The organism is Anaerococcus porci (assembly GCF_009696575.1).
Classification (GTDB): Bacteria; Bacillota; Clostridia; order Tissierellales; family Peptoniphilaceae; genus Anaerococcus; species Anaerococcus porci.
Map to the genome: position 1 here is coordinate 115,898 of NZ_VULQ01000001.1, position 14,991 is coordinate 130,888.

Consider the following 14,991-nt stretch of genomic DNA (forward strand, 5'->3'; position numbering starts at 1 on the left):
TTTTACCTCTCAATTCATTAACTTTATATAATAAAAGATTATCATTTAATAGAATTTGTGTCAATTTTCAAAATATAAAGATAAATATTGAGAAATGGAGTAATTATTTAACTTATGGTATAATAACATAAGTTAAAATAAAAAAAAGCTTTTAAAGGAGTAATAATGTTTGAATTTAATATAAATGATTACAAGTATAAAAATATTCACATGATTGGAATAGGTGGTATTTCAATGAGTGGAATCGCCATTTTACTAAAAGAAAATGGTTACAATATTACAGGTTCTGATAGACAGCTTTCCGAAACAAGTAAAAACCTAATTAATAATGGGATAGATGTCCTAATTGGACAAAAAAAAGAAAATATTAAAAATCCAGATTTAGTAATATATACTGATGCTATAGCAGATTCTAATGAGGAACTAATAGCAGCACGTAAGCTAGATGTACCAGTTGTTACAAGGGGTGTTTTTCTAGGAGCCCTTATGAGAAACTATAAAAACTCAATTGCTATTTCTGGTTCTCACGGAAAAAGTACCACAACAAGTATGATTTCAAAAATTCTTATGCATTCTTCAAAAAATCCTTCAATTTTATTAGGTGGAGAATTAGATGAAATTGATGGAAATGTACACGTAGGTGACAAAGATTTTTTAGTAACTGAGGCATGTGAATACAAAGGAAATATAAAGTATTATTATCCTTCAACTGTAATCATCCTAAATATAGATGAGGACCATCTAGATTTTTATAAGGATTTAAATCAAATAATTGAAACATTCAAAACCTATTTAAGAAACCAAGATAAAGATTCTAAAACTATACTAAATCTTAATGAAGAAAATAATAAACTTATTTTAGATGCTGTTCAAGGTGAGCTTATAACATATGGTCAAGATAATAAAGATGCTGATTATAACGCTACTAATATAACATTTGATGAACTTGGCAAGCCGAGATTTGATTTGATTATGAAAGATGGTAGTGTTGAACATTTCGAATTGTCTATAATAGGAAGACACAATATAAATAATGCTTGTGCAGCAATCATATCAACTCATGAAAATGGTGTAGATATTGAAACTATAAGAAAATATTTAAAAGAGTATAAAGGGCTTGATAGAAGAATGCAAGTAATAGGTAATGTAAACGGATGCGATATTATGACAGACTATGGACATCACCCTTCAGAAATTAAAGTGACTCTAAACGCTCTTAAGGAGCATACAAAGGGTAGGTTAATATGTGTATGGCAACCTCATACATATTCAAGAACCAAAACTCTATTTAATGATTTTGTTGAAAGTTTTGATGATGCAGATGAAGTTATAATTACTGATATATATGCAGCAAGAGAAGCATTTGATCCTACTATAAATAGCAAGGATGTAGTTGATGCTATGGTAAAGACTGGAAGAAATGCAATTTATATTCCAGATTTCGAAAGTGCTCGTGATTATATACTTAAAGAAATTAAGAAAGATGATCTAGTAATAACTACTGGGTGTGGAAATCCAGATGAGTTAGCTAAAATGATAGTAAAAAGTAAATAATAATAATAAAATCCCTCTAAATTTAGTGAAACTATATCTATGGACTGAACCACAAAAGTTGAAGATAAAAAACCAATTTGGGAGGTCGGTTCAACCTATATTAAGTTTCACTTTAAAGAGGGATTTTTATTCTTTATCAGTATATACTTTTATTTCATTCCCATTACTTTCTAAGGATATATTACCATCAATGTCTGTTCTTAAAAGTTTTATATTCTCGTTTATAAGTAAATCAATTACACGTTTAGCGGGATGATTATACCTATTATTTTTTCCAACTGAAAGTATAGCAAGCTTTGGTCTAACTTCTTTAATAAACTCTTTTGAAGTAGAAAATTTACTCCCATGGTGTCCTAGCATTAGTACATCACTTTTTAGATTATAACCACTATATATTAGCTGGTCTTCTATTTTCGTATCAACATCTTGAGGAAATAAGAACGAATTATTGCCATGACTAAGTCTTAAAACTATGGAATTTTCATTATCTAAACTATCTTCAAAAGATTTAGGCCATAAGATTTTAAATTTTGCCTTACCTAAAATAAATTCATCTCCGACTTGTGGATGAATTATATGAGCACTAGAATTTTTTAAGGATTTCATAAAAGATTTATAAATTTTACTATTCTTTTTATAGTTAGGACAAATTACATTGATAACCTTTTTATTATCCAATATGGATATAAGACCCGCTATATGGTCTTCATCATAATGACTAACTAGAAGATAATCAATAGTATCTATATTTTTATTATCAATATAAGAATAATATTTTCTACTACTAGACCTACCTCCTCCATCTATCAATAAAACTTTTTTGTTTTCTTTTACTAATACAGCATTACCTTGACCTACATCTATATAGTCAATTTCTAAATTTGTATCTATTTTCTTATTGGTATATGTATAATAGCTAACTATTGAAAGAACTATTAGTAAAACTACTATTAGTATATTTTTAATAATTGATTTCATCAATCAATTCCAACAGAAACTGCTATAGCTTGGTCAATTTTTATCATAACTGATTTGTCGAAACTTCCCAATTTATCTCTTAATCTTCTTTTATCAATAGTTCTTAACTGCTCCAATAAGGCTACACTATTTTTAGGTAAACCAAATTTATTAGCACTAAGTGAGACGTGAGTAGGGAGTTTTGATTTTTTTATCTGGCTTGTGACAGGAACCACAATTATAGTTGGAGAGTATTTATTCCCCATATCATTTTGAACTACTATAACGGGCCTAACGCCCCCTTGCTCACTACCAACTACTGGAGAAAGATCAGCATAAAATAAGTCACCTCTTTTAACCTTCATTTATATCTCCTATTAGCTTAATATTTATTTTTTTAATATATTTATCAAATATTTTCAATTTATAAAAATCATTATGTATATAGACTAAATTAAAGTTTTTTATCATTTTACTTCCTCATTAATTTATAAGCTTCACTTATATTATTAACTATATCACTTGCAATCATTGAATCAGCCCCTAACTTTATTTTAGCAATATCTCCTGCCAATCCATGTATATAAACTGATAATATGGCAGCATTTAGAGGTTTCATTATTGATAGATTTGCCAAAATAATACCTGTTAAAACATCGCCACTTCCAGCAGTAGCCATGCCGGAATTTCCTGTATTATTTATATAAGAGTAATCTCCATCTGTCACAATAGTTTTTTGACCCTTTAAAACTAAAATAATTTTATTTTCTTTTGCAAATTTCTTTGCAACTTCCATTCTATTTTTATTTATGTACTCTAAAGGAAGCTTAGATAACCTATGAAATTCCATTACATGTGGAGTTAGAATTATATTTTCATGATTTTTAAGTATACTAATATCATCAGATAAAGCATTTAATCCATCAGCATCTATAACAATATTTTTTTTATATTCTTTTATAACTGAGAATAAAAGCTTATTTAAGCCATTAGCTCTTCCCATGCCAGGGCCTATAGCTAGACTATCCTTATTTTTTAAATATATGAGAATCTTATTATATATCTCATCACTATAATGAAAATTATCACATTTTACTTCTTCTATTATACTTTCAGTTGACTTTATTTGTAAAATATTTGAAATAGATGACGGACAAATAATATGACTTAGTCCGCATCCTGATCTAAGTGAAGCAAGAGATGACAAATAAACAGAGCCACTCATTCCATTACTTCCGCCTAATATTGCAACTCTGCCAAAATCCCCTTTATGAGAATTTTCATTTCTATCTACTAATAATTTTTTTATATTTTTATCAATAATAATTTCATTAAATAGACTTTTATTATTACATATAGCAACAGCATAATCTGATTGATGACTTATACTTATTTCAAGCTCTATTTTATTATCAACTACTGCATATGGTTTATTATTTATATGTAAAATCTCTATTTTTTTTCTTAAAATATAAGCTAAATTAAGATTTAAAGCTTTTATAACGGCCTCTTTTGCAGCAAATAGACCAGCAAAAGTTTCTATTCTATTACCTTTTTTATTTCCATAATGAATTTCATTATCAGTAAATATTTTATAAATAAATTTAGGATTTTTACATTTCATCCTAAATTTATTTATATCAACTAAATCTATACCTAGCATTATCTCATCCTTAATCTTTTAAATGCTTCTTCTGATTTTGCCATCACTTCTTCAATATCCAAATTTGTAAACTCATAATTTTCATAAACAATATCACCATCTATTATTACTGTTTCTACATCCTTATCATATGTTGAATAACAAACTGATGATATAAGATTATTTTTTGGAGTATGATTTGGATTGTCTAAGTCTATTAAAATTAAATCAGCTCTTTTCCCCTCTTCAAGACTTCCAATCTTATCAAAAAGTCCTAAAGCCATAGCACCATTTATAGTAGCAAGTTTTAAAATATCATAAGCTCTTAAATTCTTTGGATCATAGTATTTTGAAACTAAGGAAGCCAAAGAGATTTCTTTAATCATTGATAAATTATTATTGCTAGCTGCTGAGTCAGTCCCCATTGCAACATTGATTCCCATAGATAATAATTTAGAAACATCTAAAAAACCAGATGAAAGTTTTAAATTTGATGATGGATTATGAACTATAGAAACATTTTTATTTTTTAATATTTCAATGTCTTTTTCAGATAAGTACAATCCATGGGCTGCTATAGTCCTATTATCAAATATTCCACACTCATTAAACACTTCAGTTGGACTTTGACCAAATTTTTTTTGACATTCAATGTTTTCTGCCTTTGTTTCTGATAGGTGAATATGGATTGGAATATTTTTTTTTGATGATATTTTGGATATTTCTTTAAGATAGTCCTTGTCAGTCGTATAAACAGCATGAGGACCCAACGCTATATTTATTTTTCCATCTTTTCCATCAAATTTTTCATAAAGAGCTAGATTTTCTTTTATTTTTTTATTATCCTTATCTTCTAAGGTTAGACCTCTTGATATTTGTGCTCTCATTTTTGACTTATCAAGTGCTTTTATGGTTTGCTCTTCAAAGTAATACATGTCAGCAAATGTTGTAGTGCCAGTCATAATCATTTCTATTTGTGATAAAAGTGAAGCCCAATAAACATCGTCTTTTAATAGTTTATCTTCAAGTGGCCAAATTTTTTCATTTAACCATGTCATAAGACTCACATCATCAGAATAATTTCTAAAAAAACTCATGCCAACATGAGTATGGGCATTTATAAACCCTGGCATGACAAGTTTTTCACTTCCATCAATCTTTTTATCATAATTAAAATATTGTGTGTTATCTGAAATTTTTGTAATATTACCATCTTCAATACAGATATTAGATTTATAAATTTTTTCACCATCTGCCATTGAGAGTATGTTAGCATTTTCTATTAATATATTCATAATAAATCAATTCTTAGAATTAGAATTTGGCTATTTTATCTTTAAGCAAAGCATTTACTTGTTGTGGATTTGCCTTACCCTTGGTCTTTTTCATAGCTTGACCTACTAAGAATCCAAAAGCCCTATCCTTACCATTTTTTATATCTTCAATAGATTGAGGATTTTCTCTCAAAACTTCATTTACTATGTCTTCTAGGAAATTTTCATCACTTATTTGTAGAAGATTTCTCTCTTTAGCTAGTTTCTCTGGATCATCATTACTTTCAAAGATTTCTCTTAAAAGTTTTTTACCAACATTATTGTTGATTTTATTTGAAATAACCAAGTTTATAAGTTTCGCAAAGTTTTTTACAGATAAATTCATTTGGTCAGATTCTATTTTAAATTCATTTAATCTTCTTGAAAGCTCTGTTAAAATCCAATTAGAAACTTCTTTTGGATTATCTACAATTTCATTTGTGCTTTCAAAAAGTTCTGAAAGTTTTCTATCATTTGATAAAAGGTTAGCATCATATGAAGATAGTTTATATTCTTCTATATATCTTTGCTCTTTTTTCTCAGGAAGTTCAGGTAAATTATTTTTTATATCTTCTATGAAACTTTTTTCAAGCTTAATTCTTGGGATATCACCCTCTATGGAAAATCTATAGTCATTTGTAGTTTCCTTTGTTCTCATAGATATAGTGCTTTGACTTAAATCATCCCATCTTCTAGTTTCTTTTATACCTAGATTACCATCTTCTAGCATTTTTTTATGTCTATTAGTTTCAAAATTTAAGGCATCTTCTATAGCTTTCATTGAGTTAAGATTTTTTATTTCAGATATGGCAGTTCTTTTCCCATTTTCAAGATTTTCAAGGTTTATATTAACATCACAACGCATTGATCCTTCAGCCATTACGCAATCTGAAACATCCAAAAATCTCAATGTTTGGGCAAGCTTTTCTACAAATTCTCTAGCTTCTTTAGCAGATTTCAAATCTGGCTCTGATACTATTTCTATTAATGGAAGTCCTGCTCTGTTATAGTCCATTAATGTCCTATTATTTTCATCATGATTTGATTTTGCAGTATCTTCTTCCATATGGATGTGGTTTAGTCTTATTTTATCTCCATTTTTAAGCTTTATATATCCACCAACAGCATAAGGTTCATCTTGTTGTGTTATTTGATATCCCTTTACAAGGTCTGGATAGAAATACTTCTTTCTGTCCATTTTCATTTCTGTCTTTATATCACAGTTAAAAGCAAGTCCAGCCATAATTGCATATCTTACTGCTTCTTTATTAATTCTTGGAAGAGTACCAGGATGACCTAAGCAAGTTGGACAAGTATTTGTATTAGGGATAGCACCAAATTCATTTTTGCATGAACAAAACATTTTTGTTTTAGTTGACAGTTCAACGTGAATTTCTAATCCTATTATTGTTCTAGTCTTCATTTTTTATCCTTTCAAACTCTTCACAAGCATTTATAATCTCTTTATCCTTGAATCTATCACCAATTATTTGAATACTTCCTGATATACCCTTTCTAACAGGTACTGAAACTCCACATAATCCTGCTAAATTAACTATTACATTAAATATATCTGATGAGAAGTCTTTCAATGGATTATCTGTATAAATTCCAAGTTTAGATGGCAAATCTACAGTTGTAGGTGTAATTAAGAAATGATATTTATCAAATATTTCTTTTAATTCTTCAATAATTAGACTCCTGATTTTTAACCCTTGCTTGTATATCCTTTGATTATCTTCACTTGATAAATACATAGTTCCCAGTGCTATTCTTCTTTGAACATTTTCTCCAAAACCTTCAGATCTATTTTTTATAAATAGTTCTTCAACATCTTTATAATCTTCTGTTTGGTAACCATACCTGATGCCATCAAATCTAGAAAGATTTGAGCTTACTTCAGAGCTCATTACTACACTATAAACTTCATTAGCATACTTTGAGTATTTTAGGTCAACCTCCTCTATTATAGCACCCTTGTTTTTAATTAAGTCTATGGCATTTTTATAATCTTCATATACAGAGTCTGTAATGTTAAATTCATTGTTATCATTTTTTATAATTGCAACTTTTTTACCTTCAAAGCTAAAATCATCGTCAGAAAATTTATATTTTTCTAAGCTTGCTGTCATATCCATTTGATCAGGACTTTGAACTGCACTTGCTAAAATTCTTAAGTCTTTTACATTGTTTGCAAATAAAGATACTTGATCTAAGGTATTTGCCATAGCTACAACTCCATACCTACTCATCATAGAATAAGTTGGCTTATAGCCAATTATATTACAATAAGAAGCAGGTTGCCTTACTGACCCGCCAGTATCAGTACCTAAAGAAACTAATACATCACCTTTTGCAACACTAACTGCAGAACCTGATGATGATCCACCCGGAATCAAATTTTCATCAAGCGGATTTAAAACTGGACCAAAATAAGATGTTTCACCAGACCCACCCATAGCAAACTCATCCATATTTGTTTTCCCTATAATTATACCATCTTCATCTAAAATATTTTCAACTACTGTAGCATTATATAAAGGTGTGAAATCTTCAAGCATCTTTGAAGCACAGGTCAATTTCATATTCTTATATGAAATATTATCCTTAACACTTACAGGTATTCCAAATAATTTTCCTAAATTCTCACCACTTTTAAGTTTTTGATCAAGATATTTTGCTCTTTCAAGAGAATCTTCTTCATTAAATGATATATAAGCATTTGTTTTATCATTTTTTATCTTTTCTAAAACTTTTTTAGTATGATCATAGACTGAAATCTCTTTATTTTTATATTTTTCAATAGTTTTGTTTATATTCATCAATATCTCCTTAAAGTTTCCAATCTAATCTAAAGTATCCAAATTGAGTATCTTTAGCATTTTTTAAGGCATCTTCTCTATCAAGAGATTCTTGAGCTTCATCCTCTCTTAATATAGCCTTATGATTTTCTAACATTTCTGTCATTTCGACATTTTCACAATCTACCTCAAATATATGATCTATAAAATCAAGTATTATATTATATTTATTTGTTATTATATCTATATCTTCATTTGAAAGATCTAAGTTAGCAAGTCTATAAACTCTTTCAACTTCATTTTTATTCATAGTTTTCCTCCAATTTTTCTATAAAATCGAGTAGATCTTCACTTTCTAATATTTCAATTCCCAATTCAATAGCTTTATCTCTTTTTGAGCCAGGTTTTTGACCACACAAGACTAGGTCTGTATTTTTAGAAACAGAACTTGTTACATTACCTAAGTTATTCTCTATTAATTTTTTCAAATCATTTCTTTTATAATTATCAATAGAACCCGTTATAACAATATTTTTATTTTTTAATAAGTCAGACTTAATACCTTTATCTATTTCTTTAATTTTTATGCCTTTTGATAAAAGTATATCAATTGATTTACTAATATTATGGTCATTAAAGAAATCTATTATATAACTTGCAGTTTTTTCACCAATATCTTCAATTTCTATTAACTCATCTTCTTTTGCATTTCTAAGATTATTAAAAGTCCTAAACTTATTAGCCAGGTCATTTGCAGTCTTTACTCCAACATTTGGAATTCCTATAGCATAAGTGAAATTTGATAAATCACATTCCTTACTATTTTCAATAGCATTTAATAGATTATTAGTCTTTTTTTCTTTAAATGATTCAAGTTTTATCAAATCCTCATATCCTATATCATATAAGTCATAAATTTCATTAATATTTAAATTTTTTATAAATAATTCAGCAGTTCTCTCACTCAAACCATCTATATCCATGGCCTCTCTTGAAGCAAAATGAACAAGTCTTGCTTTGAGTTGAGGTGTACATGATATAGAATTTGGACAGTATATATGAACATTCCCTTCAATAAGTTCTGAGTTACAAAAAGGACATCTTGATGGTTTTTCTATCTTTTTTGTATTTTTTTGATTTTCATCAACTACGCCCAAAATTTCTGGAATTACATCATTAGATCTTCTTATGAACACCTTGGAACCAATTCTAAGTTTTTTTCTTTCAATATCATCATAATTGTTTAAGGTAGCACGTCTTACAGTAACCCCAGAAAAATCTACAGGTTTGACTATTGCAGATGGTGTAACTTTTCCAGTTCTTCCCACATTCCACAAAACATCTTCTAAAATTGTAGTGTATTCTTCAGGATCATATTTAAAGGCTATTGACCATCTAGGGAATTTATTAGTATATCCAAGTACTTTTTGAGTTTTTATATCATTTATTTTAATTACTACGCCATCAGTTAATATGTCTATTTTATGTCTTTGAACTTTAATTCTTTCTATCTCTTTAACTAAGTCATCAAAATTATCAATTAAATTGTAATAAGGATATACTGGAAGTTTTTGCTTTTCTAAAAACTTAAGCATTTCTTCTTCAGTTTCAAATGATAATTCATTTGTAGGAATTTGATAAAAATATGCCTTAAGATTTCTTTTTTTTGTTTGACTTGTATCTAGATTTCTAATTGCTCCAGCTGCTGCATTTCTAGCATTCTTTAAAGGAACTTCATTTTCTTCATTGTATTTTTTTAATGAAGAAAGCGGCATTACAGCCTCTGCTTGGACTTCTATCAAAGATTTTTCATCAATTTTTGTTGGGATAGAAGAAATAGTAAGAACTTGTTCTAGAACATTTTCTCCAACTATTCCATTACCTCTCGTAGCTGCAGTTTGAAGCACTCCATCATTATAGGTTAGATTTATTGTTAGTCCATCAAACTTATACTCAGTTATAAATTCTAACTTTTTTAATTTATCTTCATGAGTATTATTATAATTTTGTCTTAACCTCTCACATCTATTAATCCACTCTTTTAGATCTTCGTAATTTTGTGACTTATCTTGAGAATATAACCTTGAAATATGGTAATGCTTTTCAAACTTATCGAGTATTACTCCTCCAACTCTTTGAGTGGGTGAGAATTTATCCACTATACCTGTTTCCTCTTCAAGATTTTTAAGCTCATCATATAGCTTATCATACTCACCATCTGATATTAAAGGTTTATCTAAGGTATAGTAGTGATAATTTAATTCATTAATTTGATCTATTAAATCTCTAATTCTTTCTTTTTTGTCCATATTAAACCTTCTTTATAGGAGCATAGTCTTGATTTAATTTTTTAAGACCTTTTTTATCAAATGCTACAACTAGTTCATTTCCATCAGTAGATAATTTTATTTGTACTATCATACCCTTTCCCCATTTAGAGTGGAGAATATTATCACCTATTTTAAATTCTTCTTTTGATGATTCCTTTATGGTTTTTTTCTTTAGAACACTTTCTCTGGCCTTATCTCTCATGTAATCTTCATTTGTCTTAACTCTTAACTCGTGATTGGAGAAGGTTTGAGTCTTATCTTGATCTAGCTTTTTTATTGAACCGTCTAATTCATTTAAAAATCTTGATGGTTTATAATATACTGGCTGACCATATTGTCTTCTAATTTCTGCTGAGGTTATATATAATTTTTCCATAGCACGTGTTATTGCAACATAGCATAGTCTTCTCTCTTCTTCAATATTTCCTTCATCAATACTTCTTTTTGATGGAAATAAACCTTCATCCATACCAACAATAAAACAGACTTTAAATTCTAAACCCTTCGAAGAATGAACAGTCATTAAAGATATAGCCTCATTACTTTCTTCCGTCTTATCAAGATCTGATAAAAGAGATAGATTTTCTAAGTAGTCATATATATTGTCTTCAGGATTATTTGACTGATATTCAGCTGCAGAAGACATAAACTCATTTAAGTTGTCAATCCTTGATCTATTTTCTATTGAATAACTTTCTTCAAGAGATTTTAAATAACCACTCTTATCCAAAACATTTTCAATTAAATCAACTATTAGATAATCACTATAATGTTCAAAAATATCTTTTAAAGGATCATAAAATTTTCTACAAGTATTTTTGTACTTTTCAGTAAGGCCATTGAAAAGACTTGGGTCTGTTACAAGTTCTGTCAAAGAAAAACCTAATTTAGAAGCCTCTTTTTCTAGTCCTTCTATGGTTTTTTGACCTATTCCTTTTTTAGGTTCATTAATAATTCTTTTTAATGAAATATCATCCTTAGGATTTACTAAAACTTTAAGATAAGCTACAAGGTCTTTTATTTCCTTTCTGTCGTAAAACTTTAAACCACCTATAACCTTATAATCTATAAGTTTTTTCATGAAAACTTCTTCAAATATTCTCGATTGAGCATTGGTCCTATATAAGATTGCAATATCACTTAATTTATAGCCATCTTTTAAAAGTGATGTAACTTCATTAACTACAAAGCTTGCCTCTTCTGTTTCAAGAGAAGATTTTTTATATAAGACTTCTGCACCATCTTTTTTTGATGTCCAAAGAACCTTATCTTTTCTTTCGGTATTGTTTTCTATCAATTTATTTGCAGCATTTATGATTTTTGAAGTCGACCTATAATTTTGCTCAAGTTTTATAGTCTTAGCATCTTTAAAGTCCTTTTCAAAATCTAAAATATTATTTATATCAGCTCCCCTAAAGCTATAAATAGATTGATCAGCATCTCCTACAACAGTAATATTATTATGTAGTTTTCCTATGAATTTAATCAATTCATATTGACTTTTATTTGTATCTTGATATTCATCTACATAAATATACTCAAACTTATTTTGATAGTAAGTTAGAGTATCAGGACTTTCTGCAAACAAGTCCAAAGTTTTAAGTATTAAATCATCAAAATCTAAGGAATTATATTCAAACTTTCTTTTTTCATAATTTTTATATATTTTATAATACTCTTCTTGTTTTACATAGAATGTATTTAATTTTAAGAATTCATCTGGGTATATTGATTTATTTTTACAATATGAGATTATATTTAAGGCTTCTTTTGGGCTTATTTCATCCTTATATCCTAAGTCTTTTATTATTTCTTTTACTAAAGTTTTCTGATCATTTGTGTCATATATTGTGAAGTTATTATCATAGCCTAACTTATCAATATTCATCCTAAGAATTCTTGCGCATATGGAGTGGAATGTCCCAATCCAAAGATAAGATACATCTTTACCCAATAAATTAGCAACTCTTTCTTTCATTTCATTAGCAGCTTTGTTGGTAAAAGTTATGGCTAAAATATTTACTGGATCCACATTTTTTTCTTTAATTAGATAAGCGATGCTTGTAGTTAGAACTCGAGTCTTACCGCTACCTGCACCTGCTACCACTAACAAAGGACCTTTATTATGTAAAACAGCCTCTTTCTGTTTATCATTTAAATTAGATAAGTCCATTTTTCACATCCTTTCATCCTTACAATTATACCACAAACTAGTTTGTAAAAAAGATTAATCAAATTAGACTAACTAAAAAACGGATTCACCTTGATTGATGTGTACCATCCTTACCGCTCTTTGTCCAGTTTTATGTCTATACATCATTAAGATAAATCCGTTATAAGTTTTTACTTATCTATTATTTTCTTTTTCTTCTTTTAGATTATTTGCTATAAGATTTTCTAAAACCAAATCATATCCATCAGTTCCATAGTGAAGCGACCTATTTACCCTGGAAATTGTAGCAGTTGATGCACCAGTTTGCTCCTCTATTTCACTATAGGTTTTTCTTATCTTTAATAATTTAGCTACTTGAAGCCTTTGTGATATAGATTGAAGCTCTCTTGCTGTGCAAGCATCCTCAAAAAACATATAACACTCTTTTCGATTTTTTAGCATCAATATAGCATCAAAAAATTCATCTAATTCTTTACTTTTTAATTTTGATTCTGTCATACATATCTCCCTAAAATAGTCCAACGATATTCCCATTTTCATCAATGTCAATCTCATAAGCAGCAGGTTTTTTGCCAAGGCCTGGCATCGTCATAATATTTTGTGTAATAGCAACTATGAAACCTGCTCCTTGATTTAATCTTATATCATTGATAGTAATTTCATATTCACTTTCAGGATTAAGATTCTTTGGATCATCAGAAAATGAATATTGAGTTTTAGCAATACATACAGGTAATTTATCTGAGTTTAAATTTTCAATTCTTTCTATTTCATCAAGGGCTTTTTTTGCATATTTTACTCCATTAGCTCTGTATATTTCTTTACAAATAACATCAATTTTCTCTTTAATAGATAAGGATTCATCATATAATAATTTAAAATCATTATCTTTATTTGATTTTTCAATAATATACTTGCATATATCTAGACAACCTTCTGAGCCCTTATGATATACATCACATTCAAAGGCCTCTATACCTAAATTATTAACTAGTTCTTTTAATAAACTTAGTTCAGCTTTAGTATCTTGGTCAAACTTATTAATTGCTACTACCACATTATTAGAAAATTTCTTCAAATTTTCTAGATGAACTTTAAGATTTTTAAAGCCACTTTTCAAACCCTCAAGATTTTCACAATTAATATCTTCAAGGCTAACACCACCATGATATTTTAGTGCTCTAACACTTGCAACTATTACAGTAATATTTGGCTTTATAGATGCCTTTCTACACTTAATATCATAGAATTTTTCGGCTCCCAAGTCTGCTCCAAAGCCTGCTTCTGTTACTGTATATTCCGATAAGGCAAGTGCCGTTTTAGTGGCTATAATAGAGTTACAGCCGTGAGCAATATTTGCAAAAGGTCCACCATGTATAATAGCTGGCGTATTTTCTAAGGTTTGAACAAGGTTTGGTTTAAGTGCGTCTTTCATGAGAACTACTACAGGTCCTGTAGCTTTAATATCATCTACTGTAACTGGATTGTTATCATAGTCATAGGCAACTATCATTCTGGATACTTTTTCTCTAAAATCATTTAAGTTATTACTTAAACAAAATACTGCCATCATTTCTGTAGCAACAGTAATATCATATCCATCTTGTCTAGCTATTCCATTCGTTTTTTTACCTAAACCAACTACTACTTCTCTTAAGGCCCTATCATTAAGATCAACACATCTTTTCCATAGAATATTACTTAAATCTATATTTTTTTCGTTACCTTGGTAAATATGATTATCAATCATTGCAGCTACAAGATTAACAGCACTAGTTATAGCATGAAAATCTCCAGTGAAGTGAAGATTAATATCTTCCATTGGTATAACTTGAGAATATCCTGCACCACAGGCTCCTCCTTTAATACCAAAAGATGGTCCTAAAGATGGTTCCCTTAAAGCTGAAATAGCTTTCTTTCCTAGTTTATTAAGCCCCATAGACAAGGCTATATTCATAGTAGTCTTACCTTCTCCATAAGGTGTTGGACTAATAGCAGTTACTAATACTAGCTTTGAATCTTTATTTTGATTTTCAGAATAAGAAAGATCGATTTTAGCCTTATAATTTCCATATTTCTCATACTTTTCAATATTGAGAAAATGTGCTATTTCATCAATATCCTTAATTTGAGCTTCTCTAGCAATTTCAATATCTTTTTTCATTTAAACTCCTATAAAACTTTATGATTTGCTTTTCATAGTACATTATATCAATAAAAA

The 14,991-nt window shown here is 28.6% G+C and carries 12 protein-coding genes; 1 reads left to right on the forward strand and 11 read right to left on the reverse strand.

What is annotated here, in order from left to right; translation table 11 throughout:
• Positions 1-165 precede the first annotated feature (165 nt).
• Positions 166-1,554, forward strand: a complete 1,389-nt coding sequence (murC, locus tag FYJ26_RS00595; RefSeq protein ID WP_154538802.1) for a UDP-N-acetylmuramate--L-alanine ligase — start codon at positions 166-168, stop codon at positions 1,552-1,554.
• A gap of 126 nt (positions 1,555-1,680) precedes the next feature.
• Here the strand turns inward: murC and FYJ26_RS00600 are convergent, their stop codons facing one another.
• The 11 genes from FYJ26_RS00600 to FYJ26_RS00650 all read right to left on the reverse strand — a co-directional run bounded on the left by FYJ26_RS00600 (position 1,681) and on the right by FYJ26_RS00650 (position 14,934).
• The gene (locus tag FYJ26_RS00600; protein WP_154538803.1) at positions 1,681-2,532 is read right to left on the reverse strand and encodes a ComEC/Rec2 family competence protein; all 852 of its coding nucleotides are present in this window, start codon (positions 2,530-2,532) and stop codon (positions 1,681-1,683) included.
• Positions 2,532-2,876 (reverse strand): type II toxin-antitoxin system PemK/MazF family toxin, encoded by a 345-nt coding sequence (locus FYJ26_RS00605; RefSeq protein WP_154538804.1) that lies wholly within the window; start codon positions 2,874-2,876, stop codon positions 2,532-2,534. Before FYJ26_RS00605 ends, FYJ26_RS00600 begins: the two co-directional genes overlap by 1 nt.
• A gap of 107 nt (positions 2,877-2,983) precedes the next feature.
• Positions 2,984-4,174 (reverse strand): NAD(P)H-hydrate dehydratase, encoded by a 1,191-nt coding sequence (locus tag FYJ26_RS00610; RefSeq protein WP_154538805.1) that lies wholly within the window; start codon positions 4,172-4,174, stop codon positions 2,984-2,986.
• Positions 4,174-5,448 carry an amidohydrolase gene (locus tag FYJ26_RS00615; protein WP_154538806.1) on the reverse strand — a complete coding sequence of 425 codons (1,275 nt, stop codon included), beginning with the start codon at positions 5,446-5,448 and terminating at the stop codon, positions 4,174-4,176. Before FYJ26_RS00615 ends, FYJ26_RS00610 begins: the two co-directional genes overlap by 1 nt.
• Before the next feature lie 19 nt (positions 5,449-5,467).
• A complete protein-coding gene (gene gatB / locus FYJ26_RS00620; RefSeq protein ID WP_154538807.1) occupies positions 5,468-6,889 on the reverse strand; it encodes an Asp-tRNA(Asn)/Glu-tRNA(Gln) amidotransferase subunit GatB in 1,422 nt (473 codons plus the stop codon).
• Entirely contained in the window at positions 6,879-8,288 is a 1,410-nt protein-coding gene (gene gatA, locus FYJ26_RS00625) for an Asp-tRNA(Asn)/Glu-tRNA(Gln) amidotransferase subunit GatA (protein ID WP_154538808.1), read from the reverse strand. The genes gatB and gatA overlap by 11 nt, the downstream gene beginning before the upstream one ends.
• Positions 8,289-8,298: 10 nt before the next feature.
• Complete coding sequence (gene gatC / locus FYJ26_RS00630; protein ID WP_154538809.1) at positions 8,299-8,577, reverse strand: Asp-tRNA(Asn)/Glu-tRNA(Gln) amidotransferase subunit GatC; 279 nt, start codon at positions 8,575-8,577, stop codon at positions 8,299-8,301.
• On the reverse strand, positions 8,570-10,576 hold the full coding sequence (gene ligA, locus FYJ26_RS00635) for an NAD-dependent DNA ligase LigA (protein WP_154538810.1): 2,007 nt from the start codon (positions 10,574-10,576) through the stop codon (positions 8,570-8,572). The genes gatC and ligA overlap by 8 nt, the downstream gene beginning before the upstream one ends.
• 1 nt (position 10,577) lies before the next feature.
• Positions 10,578-12,770, reverse strand: a complete 2,193-nt coding sequence (locus FYJ26_RS00640; RefSeq protein WP_154538811.1) for an ATP-dependent helicase — start codon at positions 12,768-12,770, stop codon at positions 10,578-10,580.
• Positions 12,771-12,944: 174 nt separating this feature from the next.
• Positions 12,945-13,268 (reverse strand): YerC/YecD family TrpR-related protein, encoded by a 324-nt coding sequence (locus tag FYJ26_RS00645; RefSeq protein WP_154538812.1) that lies wholly within the window; start codon positions 13,266-13,268, stop codon positions 12,945-12,947.
• Between the two features lie 10 nt (positions 13,269-13,278).
• Positions 13,279-14,934: a formate--tetrahydrofolate ligase gene (locus FYJ26_RS00650; protein ID WP_154538813.1), complete on the reverse strand. Its 1,656-nt coding sequence runs from the start codon at positions 14,932-14,934 to the stop codon at positions 13,279-13,281.
• Between the last annotated feature and the right edge of the window lie 57 nt (positions 14,935-14,991).